The following is an 18,166-nucleotide window of genomic DNA, read 5'->3' as shown; positions in this document are numbered from 1 at the left end:
GTTATGCAGACAATATATACAAAAATTACCGACATCAAAGGAAACTTAATAACCGTAGAAGCTGAGGGAGCGCGTTTAGGCGAATTAGCGGAAATCGAAAGAGTAGATGGAAGATCTTCATACGCTTCTGTTTTGCGCTTTGATGCTAAGAAAGTGACTTTACAAGTTTTTGGTGGCACTTCCGGATTATCAACAGGAGATAGGGTAATCTTTTTAGGTCGTTCTATGGAGGTGACTTATGGGGAATCTCTAATAGGTAGACGCTTAAATGGTGTAGGTAAGCCGATTGATGGTGAGGGAGAATGCTTCGGTGATCCGATTGAAATCTCAACACCTACATTTAACCCTGTTTGTCGTGTTGTGCCCAGGGATATGGTGAAAACTAATATTCCTATGATTGATGTCTTCAATTGTTTAGTTAAGTCGCAAAAGATTCCTATTTTTTCTTCTTCTGGAGAGAATCACAATGCTTTATTGATGCGTATTGCAGCGCAAACAGATGCTGATATTGTAATTATCGGTGGTATGGGATTAACGTTCGTTGACTATAGCTTTTTTGTTGATGAATCCAAGAGATTGGGATTTGCAGATAAATGTGTGATGTTTATTCATAAAGCTGTAGATGCACCTGTAGAGTGTGTTTTAATTCCTGATATGGCTTTAGCATGTGCTGAGAAATTTGCTGTAGATCATAATAAAAATGTGTTGGTCTTACTTACAGACATGACGGCGTTTGCAGATGCTTTAAAAGAAATTGCCATCACTATGGATCAAATTCCTGCAAACCGCGGATATCCAGGATCTTTATATTCAGATCTTGCATTGCGTTATGAAAAAGCTGTGGATATAACAAACGGTGGATCTATTACTTTAATTAGTGTCACTACAATGCCCGGGGATGATATTACTCATCCTGTTCCTGATAACACTGGATTCATTACAGAAGGACAGTTTTATCTGAAAAATAATCGTATTGACCCGTTTGGTTCCTTATCTCGTTTGAAGCAATTAGTTATTGGTAAGGTAACTCGAGAAGATCATGGAGATCTTGCAAACTCTTTAATACGGCTGTATGCCGATTCTAGAAAAGCTGCTGAAAGAATGTCTATGGGATTTAAGTTATCAAATTGGGATAAAAAGTTACTGGCATTTGCTGAGCTTTTCGAAACACGATTAATGAGTTTAGAGGTAAATATTCCTTTAGAAGAAGCTTTAGATATTGGTTGGAAAATTCTTGCCCAAAGTTTCCATTCCGAAGAAGTGGGAATAAAGGAACAATTGATCAATAAGTATTGGCCAAAGTCATGTCTTCACAGATAAAGCTAACAAAGAATGCCTATCGTTTAGAGAAGGTAAAACTCTCACGTCTGGAAACATATTTACCGACGTTAAAATTAAAAAAAGCGCTGTTGCAAGTGGAAGTTGCCAATGCTATCCGAGAGGCTAGTGAGAGCATACAAGCATGTGAAGAAGCCAGAGCAAGTATTTATGCTTTCGCAGAACTTTATAGTGTTCCTCTTTATGTTAATGCGATTACAAATAGTTTTAAGATAGAGAAAGTTGAGAAGGATTATGAAAATATTACAGGAGTAGAAGTTCCTGTAGTAAGAAATATAATCCTAGCTGAATCATCCTATTCTGTTTTAGATACTCCCATTTGGATTGATATGCTTGTAGCCTACTCTAGAGAGTTTGTAATTAATAAAGTGCGTTCTGAGGTGGCTACAGAAAAGCAAAGAATTCTAGAGGAAGAATTAAGAAATGTATCCATTCGTGTAAATCTCTTCGAGAAAAAGTTGATTCCAGAGACCACACGAATGATTAAGAAAATTGCGATTTTCCTAAGTGATCGCAGCATTACAGATGTTGGCCAAGTAAAAATGGCTAAGAAAAAGATACAGCAGCGTAAGGAGGAATCCGAATGCGCGTAAATGTTGATAAGTATCTCTTTATTGGAAGAAATCGATCAGAATTTTTTACTGCTTGTAGAGAACTTGGAATAGTTGAATTCATCTCTGATAAAAGATTTATTACTTCTGAAAAATTGCGTCGTTTTTCTGAATGTTTAAAAATTCTAAATTGTTTGAAAAGGGAATATCCTTCGGTTAATTTATCCTTGTTAAAATCTGAGGATTTAACTGTTGAGCAGATACTAGATGAAGTATTTTCTCTCCATCAAGAGCTTCTCTCTTTAACAGAAGCTACGAAAGCTTTAAGGAAAGAGATTCTAAGAGTTAAACCTTTAGGGGTATTTTCTTCTAATGATATTATCGAATTTACAAGGAAAACTGGATTGACAATCAGATTTTTCTATCGAAAACATGTAGATGGTCAAGATATAGAAGTAGAGCAATCTAACGTCTTCTACTTGTCTACGGCATATAATTTCGATTACTATGCTGTGATTGGTGTGGTTGGCTTGTCAAAAGATCTGTTCACAGAGATCGATGCTCCGAACTCTGTTAACGAATTACGATCTAAAGAATCAGTTCTTTTAAGAGATATTCATCTTAAGAAATCGAGAATTTGTGAACTTTATGCTTATCGTCAAGATGTTCTTGAAGGGATTTGTGATTATGATAATGAACAACGATTAAGACATGCTGAAGATAGTGTGGAAGAGCTCTTTGATGGTAAGATTTTTTCTGTTTCAGGATGGGTAATCTCTGACCATATTCAAGAACTGGAGCAACTATGTGACCAGTTTGATATTTGCTTACATAAAGTAGCTCCAGATCCTAACGAGATTGTTCCTACATATTTAGAAAACAGTGGTCTTGGACGTATCGGAGAAGATCTGGTGAATATTTATGATACACCAGCATCTTCGGATAAAGACCCTTCATTATGGGTGTTTATCTCGTTTTTCTTCTTCTTCTCTATGATCGTCAATGACGGCGGTTATGGACTTGTTTTTTTAGCAACTTCGCTTTTCATAACGTTTAAAGCGCGTCGTTCGCTTAAAGGTTCTAAGTCCTTAGCACGTTTCTTAAAGATGTTTTCCATTTTGGGGTTGGGATGTATTTTCTGGGGATTTGCCACAACATCATTTTTTGGGATTTCTATAAGTCCTTCGAATCCTTTACGAGAATATTCTCTTACCCATATGTTGGCTTTAAAAAAGGCAGAATATTATCTGGATAAGCATCCTAAAGGATATAAGGAGTTAGTCAATGAACATCCTTTATTGAAAGATAAACAAAGTCCTGAAGAGTTTCTTCTTGCCACGGAAAAATCTAGTGGAGAGATGGAGGCACGTGCTGTTGTCTATGATAAATTTACAGATAACATTCTAATGGAGTTAGCGTTATTTGTTGGAGTAATTCATATGGCCCTGGGAATGTTGCGTTATATGCGCCAGCGTTATTCAGGCTTAGGATGGATTGTTTTTATGTGCGGAGCCTATCTATATCTACCTTTGTATTTGCAATCCGTGTCTCTGATTCATTATCTATTTCACGTTCCTTATGATCTCGGAGGAATAATTGGTTATTACGGGGTATTTGTAGGTATAGTTCTTGCAGTTGCTGGTGCTATTTTACAACGTGGTGTTAGCGGTATTGATGAGATTACAGCGATTATTCAGGTATTCTCAGATGTTCTGTCTTATCTGCGTATCTACGCATTAGGATTGGCAGGAGCTATGGTAGGAACAACAATTGTGCAGATTAGCAACCGTTTCCCTCCTGCTATAGCTTTTATTATCATTTTATTCGGTCATTCGGTGAATATACTTCTTTCCATTATGGGAGGAGTCATTCATGGACTTAGATTAAACTTTATTGAGTGGTATCACTACAGTTTTGATGGGGGTGGGAAGCTCCTACAGCCTTTAAAGAAAGTAGTATGTCATAAGGTTGTGGATTCCAAGGGATAGATTTAGGTAATAATTCTACGGTTTGATAGAATCCGTGATCTTTGGAAAAATTACATTATAAACAAGATAACTAAAGAACTGATTCTTCGAGGTTTTCTTGAGATATTATTATTGAGATATAGAGGTACATAATGATTGATTTATCGGTTGTTGGTCCTGTTTTCGCCATGGGCTTAGCAATGATAGGCAGCGCCATTGGTTGTGGTATGGCAGGGGTGGCTTCACATGCTGTGATGTCCCGAATAGACGAGGGACATGGAAAGATTATAGGCTTATCGGCGATGCCATCATCACAATCTATCTACGGACTGATTTTCATGCTTTTACTCAGAGATGGGGTTAAAGATGGTAAAGTTGGTGCTATAGGCGCTATTGCTATGGGGCTTTCTGTTGGTATAGCATTATTAATATCTGCTGTAATGCAGGGGAAGTGTTGTGTAAGTGCTATCCAAGCATACGCGCGTTCTTCAGCTATTTATGGTAAATCTTTTGCATCTATTGGGATAGTTGAATCGTTTGCACTCTTTGCTTTTGTTTTTGCGTTATTATTATTCTAAAATCTTATTGACCATAGTTCTATTTCCTCTGGTATCAGTACTATGCTTATCAGCGTGTTCACAACCTTCGTTATCCTCGTTTACAGAATTTGTAGATAATGATTATAGGGCTGCGGCACACCTGGGTATAGAACAAGCCTGTGTTCATGAGATATTCGGTCAGCAGGTTGTTGTTACCTGGAGTCTGCCTTATCGGATGCAGAGTATGCTCCCCGCAACTCTACATCTTTGGGTGTACTATGGTGATGGAAAGATAGAAAAATTGACGTATGAAGTGCGTCAACTTTCTGGTTATCGTATTTACTGTCTGAAAGGTGATGATTACGAAGAGCGCCAGGGTATTGTTTCTTATAAGGTTTCTTTATCTAGCGGAGACAGAGAAATAGTCAGTAGACGCCATCATCTTTGGATGGAAGTTATTTCTGTAGATGCTTCTTAGATCTAGGTTTTTACCATTGCGACATCTAAAAATATTATAAAGATTTGGATATAGAATTATGGAAGAGGATGAATTTCCCAAGGCTTATGATCCTAAAGGATTAGAGGAAAAGCTTTATGCTTTTTGGGAAGAGTCGGGTATGTTCAATGCTCAATCAGCAAGTGATAAGCCCCTTTACGCTATTATTATGCCTCCCCCGAATGTTACGGGTATTTTGCATATGGGACATGCGCTTGTGAATACTCTTCAAGATGTTCTCATTCGTTATAAGCGTATGTCGGGATTCGAGGTATGTTGGGTTCCTGGTACAGATCATGCGGGTATTGCTACACAGACGGTAGTAGAAAGACATTTATATTCTTCCTTGGGTAAACGTCGTATAGATTTTTCTCGAGAGGAGTTCCTAAAACATGTTTGGGAATGGAAAGAGAAGAGTGAGGGAGTAATTCTTTCTCAGTTGCGTCAGTTGGGATGTTCTTGCGACTGGTCTCGATTACGTTTCACTATGGAACCGTTAGCGAATCGTGCTGTAAAAAAAGCTTTCAAGGTACTTTTTGATAAGGGGCATATTTATAGAGGATACTATCTTGTTAACTGGGATCCTGTTTTGCAAACAGCGCTCGCTGATGATGAAGTAGAGTATGAGGAGAAAGATGGTTGGCTTTACTACATTCGTTATAAAGTAGTCGATAGTGATGAAGAAATCATTGTAGCAACTACACGTCCAGAAACATTACTTGGGGATACCGCCATCGCTATTTCCCCTGATGATCAGCGTTACAGTCATTTATTAGGAGCTAAGGTACACTTACCTTTTGTAGATCGCGAGATCCCTATAATTGGAGATATATTCGTAGATCCTTTGTTTGGTACTGGAGCTGTAAAAATCACTCCTGCCCATGATCGAGATGATTACCGCACGGGAATCAATCATAATTTACCTATGGTAAATATTCTGACTCCTAATGGAGAGATCAATGAGAATGGGGGGATATTTGCAGGATTAAGTAAAGAGAAAGCTCGTGAAGATATTATTACAGCACTGGATGCTATGGGGCTGTTTGTCAAAAAAGAGCCTTATAAACTGAGGTTCGGTGTGTCTTATCGTTCGGGAGCGGTTATCGAACCATATTTATCGAAACAATGGTTTGTTTCTATAGATAGTTTTCGAGATTCTTTACGTGAATTTGTAGCCAGTGCTTCTATAAAGATTTTTCCTCCAGAATTTAAACGGAATTATCTCTCTTGGGTGAATAACCTTCGTGATTGGTGCATTAGCCGGCAGTTGTGGTGGGGACATCGCATTCCTGTATGGTATCATAAGAGTGATGAAGATCGTATGCTCTGTTATGATGGTGAAGGAATTCCCGAAGAGATTGCTCAAGATCCTGATTCTTGGTATCAAGATTCTGATGTATTAGATACTTGGTTTTCTTCCGGGCTCTGGCCATTAACATGTTTAGGTTGGCCTGATGTGGAATCTGGAGATTTGGAGAAATTTTATCCTACCGCGGTTCTCATTACTGGACATGATATTCTATTTTTCTGGGTGACGCGTATGGTGCTGCTTTGCAGTGCTATGGTTGAAGAGAAACCTTTTGATGATGTTTTCTTGCACGGACTAATTTTTGGTAAGTCTTACAAGCGTTATAATGATCTTGGGGAATGGACGTACATTTCTGGGGAAGAAAAACATGCTTATGATATGGGAAAATCTCTTCCTAAAGATGTTGTGGCAAAATGGGAAAAGCTTTCCAAATCTAAGGGTAATGTTATTGATCCTTTAGAGATGATTGCTAAGTACGGTGCTGACGCTGTTCGTATGACATTATGTTCATGTGCGAATCGTGGTGAGCAAATAGATCTTGACTATCGTCTGTTTGAGGAATACAAAAATTTTGCGAATAAGATTTGGAATGGAGCGAGGTTTATCTTTGGTCATATTTCTAATATAACGAGTGAAGACCTTGCTAGCGGTATAGATACGACTCTTTTAGGATTAGAAGATTACTATATTCTTGATGGATTCAATCAGTTGTTGCAACAGTTGGATTCTGCATATCAAAACTATGCTTTCGATAAGATAACAACTATGGCGTATGAATTTTTTAGGAATGATTTCTGTTCTACATACATAGAAATTATCAAGCCTATACTTTATGGAAGGCAGGGTAGAGAGGAAGATCGGCTTACAAAGCAAAAGTTATTAACAGCTTTGCTGGTGAATATTTTAGGTGTTTTACATCCTATAACTCCTTTTGTTACAGAAACGCTATTTCTAAAGCTGAAGGAACGGCTAGGTGAGATTAATAAGCAATGTGCTGATGCTATCACAGGGCATGCTTTAGATATGTTGCGAGCAGAATCTTATGTAGTGGCTCCTTATCCTCAAACTATAGATATTCCTATTCCTAAGGATCTTCATGAATCTTTCGCTCTTGCAGAAAGGTTAGTTTATACTATTAGGAATATTCGTGGGGAAATGCAGCTAGATCCCAGAGCTCCTTTAGAAGTATTTGTTATTTGCCCTGAGGGAATTTCTATCGAGGCTTATGCGCCTATGATGTGTGCTCTTGGTGGGGTAGCTTCTCTTCAGTATTTGATAGAAGAGCCTAAGGATCGTGTCTATAGTTTAGGAGTTGTTGAAGGTATTCGTCTCGGGGTATTTGTTCCTATAGAACAAATTATTAAAGAAAAAAATCGACTAGAAAAAGAGAAAACACGTTTGGAAAACGTTATCGAAAGTGTCTCACGCTTATTGGATAGTGAAAATTTCCGAGCAAAGGCTAATCCGGATCTTGTACGTTCTAAAGAAGAAATTTTAAAAAATAATCGTATGGAATTACAAAGTATTCTTGATAAGCTAGCGTCGTTTTCTTAGAACTAGAGGACAAAGCACTTTTGCAGCGTTACGATATTATCAGAATGATCGGTAAAGGGGGTATGGGAGAGGTTTATTTAGCCTATGATCCCGTTTGTTCTCGTAAGGTTGCTCTTAAGAGGATCCGTGAGGATCTTTCTGATAATGAGTTATTAAAAAAACGTTTTCTTAGAGAAGCGAAGATTGCTGCTGATCTTGTCCATCCTGGGGTTGTTCCAGTTTTTACGATTTGTAGCGATAGTGATCCCGTTTATTACACAATGCCTTACATAGAGGGATACACTCTTAAGAGTTTGCTAAAGAGTGTATGGCAATGTGATTCCCTTCCTAAAGATCTTGCTGAGCAAACATCAGTAGGAACTTTCCTCTCCATTTTTCATAAGATCTGTTCTACTGTAGAATATGTACATTCTCGAGGCATTCTTCATCGAGATCTTAAGCCTGATAATATTTTGCTTGGGCTTTTTAGTGAGGTGGTGATTTTAGATTGGGGAGCTGCATTATCTAAAGAAATGGAGGAAGACTTCCTTTTAGATATTGATATTCCGATTGAGGGATCGTTGTTTTCCAATATGACTATTCCTGGTAAGATCGTGGGTACTCCTGACTATATGGCTCCTGAACGTTTGAGAGGCACTCCAGCTTCAGAAAGTACAGACATTTATGCTCTAGGGGTAATTCTTTATCAGATGCTGACATTATCTTTTCCCTATCGCAAGAAAAAGGGAGAGAAAATCAGTCTTCGTCATCAAATTAGTTTTCCTGAAGAGATTGCCCCTCATCGAGAGATTCCTCCTTTTCTTTCTCAAGTAGTCATGAGAGCCTTAGCATCGGATCCTAAAGTGCGTTATCGTTCTGTAAGTGCTTTGAAAGCAGATATAGAACAACATCTACAAGGAAGTCCCGAATGGACCCCTAAGATTGTTTTACATACTCAAGATGCAGAGTGCTGGAAGTTTCATGAACCTATTTTATTATCTAAGTATTTTCCAATGCTAGAGGTATCACCAGCTTTATGGTATAGCCTAGCGATTTCCAAGATAGAAAGTTTTTCTGAAGTCCGTCTGGAATATACATTATTAAGGAAGGGATTAGAAGAGGGCTTTGGAATTTTACTTCCTCCTTCTGAAGATGTGGATCACGGAGATTTCTATCATGGTTATGGTTTTTGGCTACACATTAAGGAAAATGTATTGTCTGTATCCTTGGTGAAAAATGGATTGGAGATACAAAAAACTTCCCGAAATATAGATGAAAATAAAGCCAAGTTTTTCATAGCTTTTGAAAAGCAAAATCACCGTTTGTCATTGATTATCAATAATATCGTCTGGATGATTCATATGGATTATCTTCCTGCACGGGGAGGACGCATTGGGGTGATCATTCAGGATGTTGCTGATGTTTGTGGAAATATTGTTGTTTTAGAAAGTAGCGGATCTTTACAAGTCAGTTGTTTAGCGGTTCCTGATGCCTTTCTTAATGAAAAGTTATATGATCGTGCAATTACATTTTATCGTAGGATTGTTGAATCCTTCCCACGACGTAAGGAAGGGTATGAAGCGCAATTTCGTATAGGAATTGCTTTATTAGAAAAAGCCTCAGAAAGTAAAGATGCTGCGGGGTTTACTCAAGCTCTCGAGGAGTTCTCTACTTTACACAATAGCATTGCAGCTCCTTTAGAGTATCTCGGTAAAGCTTTAGTATATCGAAGATTAGAAGAGTATAATGAAGAAGTTAAAAGCTTATTATTAGCTTTAAAGCGCTATTGTCAACGTCCAGAAATTTCTCGTGTTCGTGATCATGTTGTCTATCGTTTGCATGAAGCATTGTATAGCCATCATCGTATCTCTTTAGTTTTTATGCTTCTTGCTCTTCATGTTGCTCCTGAATCTATAAATTCTTCTGAGGAAGAGCGTTTCCTTCAAAATTTACATGGAAAGATTCAAGATACTTTATTTTGTAACTTAGATATTTCTCCTATAGGTTTCCGCTCTTCTAAAATGGAATTGCTATTGAGTTATTGGTCAGGGTTTGCATCATTTCTTCCAGGGTTATTTCAAAGATCCTGGGATGTAAAAGATTATCGTGCTCTTGCAGATATTTTTTATACAGCTGCAGATTCAGGAAATAAAGAGTTCATTAAAGTATACTCAGCAATTTTATGTGAGAATATTCAAACAACGACATTTACTGAAGAAATCGTAGAAATTCTCCCTGATCAGCTTCTACTCTTTCTTTCAGGATTAAAGATTATTTCTCTTAGAGAATCTACAGAAAAGGTTTTTGACCGTATTGAAAATTTGGATCCCGTTTTGATTTTATATTTGTTTGATGTGTTTGCGAAAGACGCTTTGATCCGTGGTAGAGGTGAAGAGATTCTCAAAGTTACCCCACTAGTAGAAAAGTATATTTCCCCTCAGCAGCGTTATGAATATCTTTTGTCTTATGAAGTGCTTGCTTATTTGTGGATGAAAGATGCGAGTAAAGTTTACGATCTCTTATCTAATTATGACGAATCTTTGTGGATAGATGATAATAGCGTTGCCTTTGTTCTTTATGGTTACTGGTTAGCACTTGTTGAGGACAGTTCATTAGCTTATTTACATCTTTCAGGATGTCGAGAAGATTCTGTATTCCCGCGAGCATTAATTGGAGTGTTTTGTAGCCCATTAGGTATTTGTGAAGAGCATCTGAGTTATCAAGAACGTCGGCAACTACTTTTACAGAAATTTATCTTTTTCCATTGTTTAGGAAATAGTGAAGAACGTGACAATTGTCGTATTGCTTATGATCTCCTCTCTATAGAGCGTCCTTTATAATTCACCTATATATGTTTTTAATACCGACTTTTTAGAAGTCGCTATATCTTTAGGTTGTCCTGAAAAGAGCACCTTTCCTCCATATTTTCCAGATCCAGGTCCAAGTTCTATAATATAGTCGGCATGTTTTAACAACTGTATGTCATGATCAACATAGATAATAGAGTGTCCTTGGGATATTAGCCTGCGAAATAGCTTTTGCAGTTGGCATTTCTTATTTATATCCAAGGAAGTGGCTATTTCATCTAGGAGAAATAGCGTGGGTTCTTTAGGAGATAAATGGAGGAACCGAGCAATTTTTACAGAGAGTTTTTCACTTAGCGATAGGGAAGAGAGATTTTGACCTAATGGAAGATAGCCAAGCCCCGAATCTATCAGAGCTTCTAGAGGTGCTTGGATTTTTTGAAGAAAAGGAAAGATAGTAAGGATCTGTTCAATAGGAGTTTGTAAGAGCTTTCCAAAGTGTTTTCCTTCATAAATAACTTCTTGAGATAGAGGTTGAATGCGATATCCTGAACATGTAGGACATGTACGTTTTTCTAAAGCGTAAAAAGCTCTATCTATTAGATGATATCCTAAACCTAAGCAATCTGAACACTGTCCCTGTTTTGTATTTGTACTAAGCATGCTTGCTGTAATATTCAAGGCCTTTGCTTGTGTGAGCGAAGCGTAAAAGTTTCTCAGGCACGGAGCAATATCAAAATATGTACTGATATCTGATCTTTGTGAAGAAGATAGGGGATGAGAATCTAAGAACACTACATTCAAGAAATGCTCATTTCCAGCATTTATAAGTTTTTGTGCCTTTTTATAAAAACCTTCGGTTAATAGTGAAGTTTTCCCAGACCCCGATACCCCAGCGATGGCCACAAGACTATAAAGGGGAGCTTGTACACGAAGATTAGAAATATTGTGAATTGAGAGGTGCACGTTTAAAATTTCTTTAAAGAGAACTTCTTTACGATCAGAATCTTCTATAGATGATAGTGGTTGAGCTATTAGATAGCCTCCTTGAGGTCCCGATCCTGGACCTAAATCTATGGTATGATCTGCGTAAAGTTTTAATAGATTATCACGGTCTGTGGCAATAACAGTGTTATTGTTGGCGACGAGTTCTTTAAGTAGTTTTATTACTGTTGGAATATCTTGAGGATGTAGTCCTGATAGGGGATCTTCAAGAAGATAAACAATATCTGTAAGATTTGTAGAGATTTTCTTTGCTAGATGTAGGCGGTAATGCTCACCATCACTTAAAGTGTCTTGTTGTTGCCCTAAAGTAATATAGCTCAATCCGACCTTATCAATGAATGCTAAGCGGTTTTGCAGGTCTTGAATGATAGGCTGTGCTTGATCATCATGGATAGTCGTTAAAAGATCTTTGAGAAAGCTAGTATCTTCTTGGTAGATATCTATGAGAGAAGTTTTGCCTATGCGCACATGCTGTGCATAAGTGTGGATTCCCCATCCTGAGCATGCTGGGCATGTGTCGGATATAATTAGAGGATGTAAAAGAGGACATGAGGGAACAAGATTAAATTGTTCCATGAGAATTCTCTCTAGTCCCGCATGCTTTTGAGTTCCTTGAAATAATTTTTCCTGAGTAAGGATATCAAGATCTTGAATTTGCGTAGATGAGGAAATTTTCAGTTCTCCAATAAGATCAACTACATGTTTTGGAGAACTATCGGGGAAAAATAGCCTAAAGAGATCTGTAGGAGAGTAGTTAAGAATTTTATCTTTATGTTTCATTAAAGAGAGTTTTAAGACATTTCCTGATCCACAACATTGCTGACATTGTCCTTCAATATGTTCTCGGGATAAGAGTTTGCGTGTGATATTTGGATAACTGTTTTCTAAGGAATCTTGCCAACCTAGAGTGTAAGATAGAGAATATTTTACTTTCCCATGATCATGAATATGCAATCGTATTGTTGGCGATAGTGAAAAAGCTAAAGTTAATGAGGATAATAAAGAGGATTCATGATTTTTAGAAATTTTTGTATGTTGAATAACGATTGCCGGATCTTCTAAAATTTCTGGAAGACGTTCTTCAAGATCATATATCTCATTATTAGCAAAGAGCTTTAAATACCCCTCTTTTTTCTTCATGTCCAAAGCGATGGACAGGTCTTCTTCAGGAGATATAGGTGCTGTTATTGTTGCGTAAGAATTTTCATGCTTTTGGAAAAGTTTATCTACAATTATTTGTGGAGTGATTTTTTCAAGGAGCTTACCTGTTAATGGGCAATGAGGCTTTCCTAGTAGAGCAAAGAGTTTTTCAAGACCATTGGTAATGTCTAAAGATGATGCCAATGAATGTCTTGAGTTTTTTCGTATTCCTGTTTTTTTTATTGCAACAACCGGAGACAATCCTCGAACACTTTCTACTTGTGGTAGGGGGGTTTTCTTAATAAGAGCTTGGCGAACGTAATAAGGAAATAATTCGGCATAAGCAATATTTCCTGCAGCATAAAGAATATCAAAGACCAAAGAATGTTTCCCTGATGCTGAAGGCCCCGAAATTGTTGTCAGAGTATTGCGAGCGAGAGTCATATCAATGTGTTTAAGATTGTGATGATAGGCATCTTGGATAGAAATATCTTTGAGAAGATGCTTATTTTGAGATTTCTCAGTTAGCTTAGGAAGAGCTTTAGTCTTTTTAAAATAGGGCTGCAGAGCTTTTGCTGTAGGTGTATTTAGAGCAATCAGTTCTTCAGGTGTGCATGAGGCTAAGAGATATCCACCGAGATTTCCTCCCTCAGGGCCAAGTTCAATAACATGATCAGCGATTTTCACAATATGCATATTATGTTCTATGATTACTACAGTATGTCCTTGTTGAGTGAGAGATTGGAGAACATGAATAAGGGCATAAATGTCGTGAGTATGCAATCCTGTTGTCGGCTCATCAAGAATATAAAGTGTGGATTTTTTAGAAGGAGCGAGTAGTTCATAGGTGAGTTTTAATCTTTGAATTTCTCCTCCTGATAGGCTTGATAAAGGTCTCCCTAAAGGAAGATGATCAAGACCTAAGGAGCATAATGCATGAATTTTTTCATGAATATGAGGGGTAGACATGAAAAAATTTTCAGCTTCATATGCTGTCATGTCTAAAATATCAGCGATATTCTTTCCTTGATAATGTACTTCTAAGATTTGAGATTGAAATCGTTTTCCATGACAGAGTGGACAGGGAATTTGGGTATGATCATCAAGAATTATAGATCCTATACCTTGACATTCTGTACAGGCTCCTAACGAAAGATTAAAACTAAAATGACCTTTTGTTAGTCCTAAGCGTTTACTTCTAGGTTGTTGGGAAAATAATTCTCGAAGCTCGTCAAAAGCTTTAATATACGTTAGAGAAATAGAACGTTGCGAACGACCTGGAAGATCGCGAGTAATATGTACAACACGTTCTATTGCACGCCCTTCTACATATAAATGGGAATCTACATCTCCTTGAATAAAGCGTTCCATAGAAGGAACTAGTGTATCGTTAATTAAAGAAGATTTTCCTGATCCGGAAACTCCCGTTACTGCCGTTATTCTCTCTAGAGGTAGGGAGATAGTGACATTTTTTAAATTATTTGTCGTGGCATGAGAAAGTGTAAGCGTGGCTTTTGATCTAGGACGTCTTGCAGGGATGTCTATAGTAAGTTCATGTCGCAGATAGTTTGCTGTTAATGAATCACCGGTTTTTAAAAAATCTTGTGGTGAGCCGTTAAATAATACTTCGCCTCCGAAGATCCCTGCTCGTGGACCAATATCAATAATGCGATCAGCAAAAGAGATCATCTGCTCATCATGCTCAACAAGAAGAATGGTATTTCCCTGATCGCGTAATTTTTGAATTACTTGAATCAGTTTATGTGTATCACGAGGATGTAGCCCTATTGAGGGTTCATCGAGAATATAGGTAATTCCTGATAACTCAGCTCCTAAATGCTTAGCCAAAGCTGTGCGTTCTTGCTCTCCTCCTGATAATGTTGCTAGTGTTCTTTCTGGAGTAAGATAGGAAAGTCCTAAGTTGATCAATGTAGAAAGGCGGTTATTTAGACCGTCTAGTACTTCACGAACGGAATTGGATGAAGTCGCTATAGAAGATGTAAAAGAAAAAAACTCATCGAGAGGCATTTTCTGAAATTCTACGAAAGTCTTTCCTTGCCATATGGCTGCACAGGCATATTCTCCAATTCCGGTTCCTTGACATGTAGCACATAGTGTTGCTGTTGTGCCTTCAGGAATATATTTTGAGGGTTTTGCTCCGTAACGGACTTTTTCTCCAATATCATTAAGAATGCCTCTCCAAAGTTTGTGTGATAGGGATTTTTTCCCTAATGCAGGATCAAAAAGACGTACAGGAAGAATGAGATGCTTTTGACCATAGAGGAAAGTGTTTTGGATAGAGTTAGGAAGATCTCTCCATGGAGTATCTAAACTAAAATCTAAAGTGTCCGCAAGGGCTTGATAAAGGGCTTGATAGAAATAAGTAGAGCAATTTCCTGCTAACTTACAACAATTTTCCCGAATAGATAAGTCATTTTGAATGAGAGAGGGATCTTTAATGCTGATATAAATTCCCGATCCCTGGCACTTCATGCAACGATCTTCGAGATTGTGAGGAGAAAATAGCTGTGGTGTTAATGGTGTATATGTCTGTTGGGTTTCAGGAATGTGTACCTGTGTTGAAAAGGTTTCTTCAGATGTCTCGGTATTTACAGAACAATGCCCTTGCCCTAGATCAAGAGCCGAAAATAAACTAACTTTCATACGTGCATTGTTACTTTCATTTTTAATGAAAGAATCAATAACAATAGCTACAGGGGTATCTTCAGTAAAAGGAGAAGAGAGAAAGGGATAAATAGAAGAAATGACATTGTTTATACGAATTTTTGTATACCCTTGCCTCACACATTCTTGAATAGAATTTATGCTTTTATCTATCAGAGGAGTGAGAATTGTTACCTGTGTTCCATCAGGGATATTGGCAAGTATGGCGAGAATCTTTTCCTTACTTTGTAAATGAAGGACTTGTTTTGTATGAGGATCTCTAGCCTCTCCATCCAGGGAGAATAATAAAGCAAGATGTTGAGAAAGTTCTGTGGTGCTTCCAACAGTGGCGTGCGCATGGTAGGCAAAATGATTTTGCTTAACAGCAATAGTTGGAGATAATCCTTGGATTTTTTCTACAGTAGGATCAGGTAGAGAAGATAGAGTTGTAGCAAAAAATGACGGTAGAGTAGCTATATACCGTTTTCTTCCTGCTGCATAAATGGTGTCAAAGGCTAGTGAAGATTTCCCAGATCCTGATACTCCAGTAAATAAGACAATCTCCCCAGGAAGAAATTCTATGGAGATATTTTTTAGATTTCTAACTGTAATACCAGAAATATGAATAGGCAGGCTGGGCATAGATCTCACAATAATTTAGGAAATAAGGAGAGATATTCTACACGAATAAGTATAACTACGTAGGAACTAGTTTGATTCACTTTTAACTTTATAGAAAGAAAAAAAGTAAACTACTCATTTCCCAGGATTAAGAAATAAGTATAAGCTATGTTCTCCATAAAATAGTATAATGTTAAGTATTTCAACATACAAATTAAGATCGAATCATGTATCTTATCTTGTGTAGCTAGGCGTGTCAGATATTGCTCAAGTCTTTAAAATTGTTTTTGTATTAAGAGAGCGTTGTTAGCTATAGGGTAAATAAGTTTTTGATTGGTTTGAGAAATTAGGGAAGTATGATCGCAAGAACGAAAATCATTTGTACTATAGGTCCAGCAACAAATAATCTAGAAATGCTTGAAAAGCTTTTAGATGCGGGTATGAATGTTGCTAGATTAAATTTTAGTCATGGTACTCATGAAAGTCACGGAGAGACAATTCGTCTTCTTAAGGAATTGCGCGATAAGAAAGGAGCTCCTTTAGCGATTATGTTAGATACTAAAGGTCCGGAAATTCGTTTAGGGAATATTCCTACGCCGATTAAAGTGTCTCGAGGTCAGAAAATTACCTTAACAGGAAAAGAGATTGAAGGATCTGCCGAAGGTGGAATTACCCTACAGCCTCAATGTATTTTTCCTTATGTGCGTGAAGGTGTTGATGTCTTGATAGATGATGGATATATTCAAGCTGTCGTGACATCTGTTAGTGATGATCAATTAGAATTAGAATTTATCAATTCTGGAGAATTGAAATCACACAAGTCTTTAAGTATAAGAGAGATTGATTTAGCTCTTCCTTTTATGACGGATAAGGATATCAATGATCTTAAGTTTGGGGTTGCCCAGGGCGTTGATGTTATTGCTGCTTCTTTTGTTCGTTATGCTGAGGATATCGAAAGTATGAGGAAGTGCTTGGCAGATGTTGGGCATCCGGATATGCCAATTATTGCTAAGATAGAAAATCGCTTGGGAGTAGAGAATTTTTCTCAGATTGCTAAAGTGTCGGACGGGATCATGATTGCTCGTGGAGATTTAGGAATTGAGCTTTCTGTTGTTGAAGTTCCTGGTCTACAGAAGTTCATGGCGAAAGTATCTCGTGAAACGGGACGTTTTTGCATTACTGCTACGCAAATGTTAGAATCTATGATTCGTAATGTCTTACCTACACGTGCTGAGGTTTCTGATATTGCCAACGCTATTTATGATGGTACATCCGCAGTAATGTTGTCAGGAGAAACAGCTTCAGGAAGTTATCCTGTAGCGGCTGTGAAAATTATGCGTTCTGTAATTCAAGAGACGGAAAAAAATCTCAATTACATGTCTTTCTTAGAACTTAATGATAGTGAATGTGCGGTTAAGGTATCTCCTTATCTCCAGTCTATAGGTTTATCAGGAATTCAAATTGCTGAGAAGGCCGATGCTAAAGCCATTATCGTGTATACAGAATCGGGAGGATCTCCGATTTTCCTTTCTAAATACCGTCCGCGTTTTCCGATTATTGCTGTCTCTCCAAATTTATCTGTGTATTATAGACTTGCTTTAGAGTGGGGAGTGTATCCTATGCTTACGGAAGAGTCTGATCGCGCAGTATGGAGACATCAGGCTTGTGTATATGGAATCGAGCGAGGAATTTTATCAAATTATGATAAGATTTTAGTTTTGAGTCGTGGTGCTCAAATGAAGGATACCAACAACCTTACGTTGACAACGGTAAATGATATAATCACAGCATCACTTAAATAAGCTGATGCTCTAATTTTATCCGGTAGTCACGAAACGATTTCTTGCTTTAAAACACCCGGCAGATAGTGAAGCTGTAACAAGTGCTATTACTAGCAGTATCGGTGTGAGAATATACTTGCTGATCCCCCATAGAGTATCAGGAACATGGATAGTTCCTGCGCATACTAATGAGAAAATAACAATTCCTACTATTGCTAATATTGCAAATGCTAATGCTGAAATCAATGCAAGTACACGTTTGTTTTTCTGGGAGTCCTGACAAAAGCAAACACAGTTAAGAGTACACTCAAAAGTAGATCCTAAACATCCTGTTAAGCACATAAGATTCTTCTAATTTAAAAATTATAGAGAATATTCTCTCTTAAACTAAGAAAAAAATCAAAAAATTCCTTTCGTT

General features: G+C 37.6%; 10 protein-coding genes. 8 read left to right on the top strand and 2 right to left on the bottom strand.

What is annotated here, in order from left to right; genetic code table 11:
- The first annotated feature begins 3 nt into the window (after positions 1 to 3).
- The 7 genes from C10C_RS03445 (at position 4) to pknD (ending at position 10,573) form a co-directional block, all read left to right on the top strand.
- Entirely contained in the window at positions 4 to 1,320 is a 1,317-nt protein-coding gene (locus C10C_RS03445) for a V-type ATP synthase subunit B (RefSeq protein ID WP_117274447.1), read from the top strand.
- Complete coding sequence (locus C10C_RS03440) at positions 1,305 to 1,931, top strand: V-type ATP synthase subunit D (RefSeq protein WP_117274446.1); 627 nt, start codon at positions 1,305 to 1,307, stop codon at positions 1,929 to 1,931. The genes C10C_RS03445 and C10C_RS03440 overlap by 16 nt, the downstream gene beginning before the upstream one ends.
- Positions 1,922 to 3,877 (top strand): V-type ATP synthase subunit I, encoded by a 1,956-nt coding sequence (locus C10C_RS03435; protein WP_117274445.1) that lies wholly within the window; start codon positions 1,922 to 1,924, stop codon positions 3,875 to 3,877. Before C10C_RS03440 ends, C10C_RS03435 begins: the two co-directional genes overlap by 10 nt.
- A gap of 131 nt (positions 3,878 to 4,008) precedes the next feature.
- The gene (locus C10C_RS03430; RefSeq protein WP_117274444.1) at positions 4,009 to 4,434 is read left to right on the top strand and encodes an ATP synthase subunit C; all 426 of its coding nucleotides are present in this window, start codon (positions 4,009 to 4,011) and stop codon (positions 4,432 to 4,434) included.
- On the top strand, positions 4,394 to 4,873 hold the full coding sequence (locus C10C_RS03425; RefSeq protein WP_117274443.1) for a hypothetical protein: 480 nt from the start codon (positions 4,394 to 4,396) through the stop codon (positions 4,871 to 4,873). The genes C10C_RS03430 and C10C_RS03425 overlap by 41 nt, the downstream gene beginning before the upstream one ends.
- Positions 4,874 to 4,931: 58 nt before the next feature.
- Positions 4,932 to 7,754 carry a valine--tRNA ligase gene (locus C10C_RS03420; RefSeq protein ID WP_117274442.1) on the top strand — a complete coding sequence of 941 codons (2,823 nt, stop codon included), beginning with the start codon at positions 4,932 to 4,934 and terminating at the stop codon, positions 7,752 to 7,754.
- Positions 7,755 to 7,774: 20 nt separating this feature from the next.
- Positions 7,775 to 10,573 (top strand): serine/threonine-protein kinase PknD, encoded by a 2,799-nt coding sequence (gene pknD, locus C10C_RS03415; RefSeq protein ID WP_117274441.1) that lies wholly within the window; start codon positions 7,775 to 7,777, stop codon positions 10,571 to 10,573.
- Here the strand turns inward: pknD and uvrA are convergent.
- Positions 10,568 to 15,988 (bottom strand): excinuclease ABC subunit UvrA, encoded by a 5,421-nt coding sequence (gene uvrA / locus C10C_RS03410; RefSeq protein WP_117274440.1) that lies wholly within the window; start codon positions 15,986 to 15,988, stop codon positions 10,568 to 10,570. The genes pknD and uvrA overlap by 6 nt on opposite strands.
- A gap of 335 nt (positions 15,989 to 16,323) precedes the next feature.
- Here uvrA and pyk point away from each other — a divergent pair, with 335 nt between their 5' ends.
- A complete protein-coding gene (pyk, locus tag C10C_RS03405; RefSeq protein WP_117274439.1) occupies positions 16,324 to 17,769 on the top strand; it encodes a pyruvate kinase in 1,446 nt (481 codons plus the stop codon).
- A gap of 15 nt (positions 17,770 to 17,784) precedes the next feature.
- Here the strand turns inward: pyk and C10C_RS03400 are convergent, their stop codons facing one another.
- Complete coding sequence (locus C10C_RS03400) at positions 17,785 to 18,090, bottom strand: hypothetical protein (RefSeq protein ID WP_117274438.1); 306 nt, start codon at positions 18,088 to 18,090, stop codon at positions 17,785 to 17,787.
- Positions 18,091 to 18,166: the final 76 nt, after the last annotated feature.

Source organism: Chlamydia poikilotherma (assembly GCF_900239975.1).
Taxonomy (GTDB): Bacteria; Chlamydiota; Chlamydiia; order Chlamydiales; family Chlamydiaceae; genus Chlamydia; species Chlamydia poikilotherma.
Note: the sequence above shows the minus strand (reverse complement) of the source record. Positions and strands in the feature narration are given on the sequence as shown.

What these genes read in the sequence shown, in the direction of transcription:
- C10C_RS03430 (WP_117274444.1), top strand. Translation starts at nt 4,009, where the DNA reads ATGATTGATTTATCGGTTGTTGGTCCTGTTTTCGCCATGGGCTTAGCA.
- C10C_RS03420 (WP_117274442.1), top strand. Translation starts at nt 4,932, where the DNA reads ATGGAAGAGGATGAATTTCCCAAGGCTTATGATCCTAAAGGATTAGAG.
- uvrA (WP_117274440.1), bottom strand. Translation starts at nt 15,988, where the DNA reads ATGCCCAGCCTGCCTATTCATATTTCTGGTATTACAGTTAGAAATCTA.
- C10C_RS03445 (WP_117274447.1), top strand. Translation starts at nt 4, where the DNA reads ATGCAGACAATATATACAAAAATTACCGACATCAAAGGAAACTTAATA.
- C10C_RS03400 (WP_117274438.1), bottom strand. Translation starts at nt 18,090, where the DNA reads ATGTGCTTAACAGGATGTTTAGGATCTACTTTTGAGTGTACTCTTAAC.
- pyk (WP_117274439.1), top strand. Translation starts at nt 16,324, where the DNA reads ATGATCGCAAGAACGAAAATCATTTGTACTATAGGTCCAGCAACAAAT.
- C10C_RS03440 (WP_117274446.1), top strand. Translation starts at nt 1,305, where the DNA reads ATGTCTTCACAGATAAAGCTAACAAAGAATGCCTATCGTTTAGAGAAG.
- C10C_RS03435 (WP_117274445.1), top strand. Translation starts at nt 1,922, where the DNA reads ATGCGCGTAAATGTTGATAAGTATCTCTTTATTGGAAGAAATCGATCA.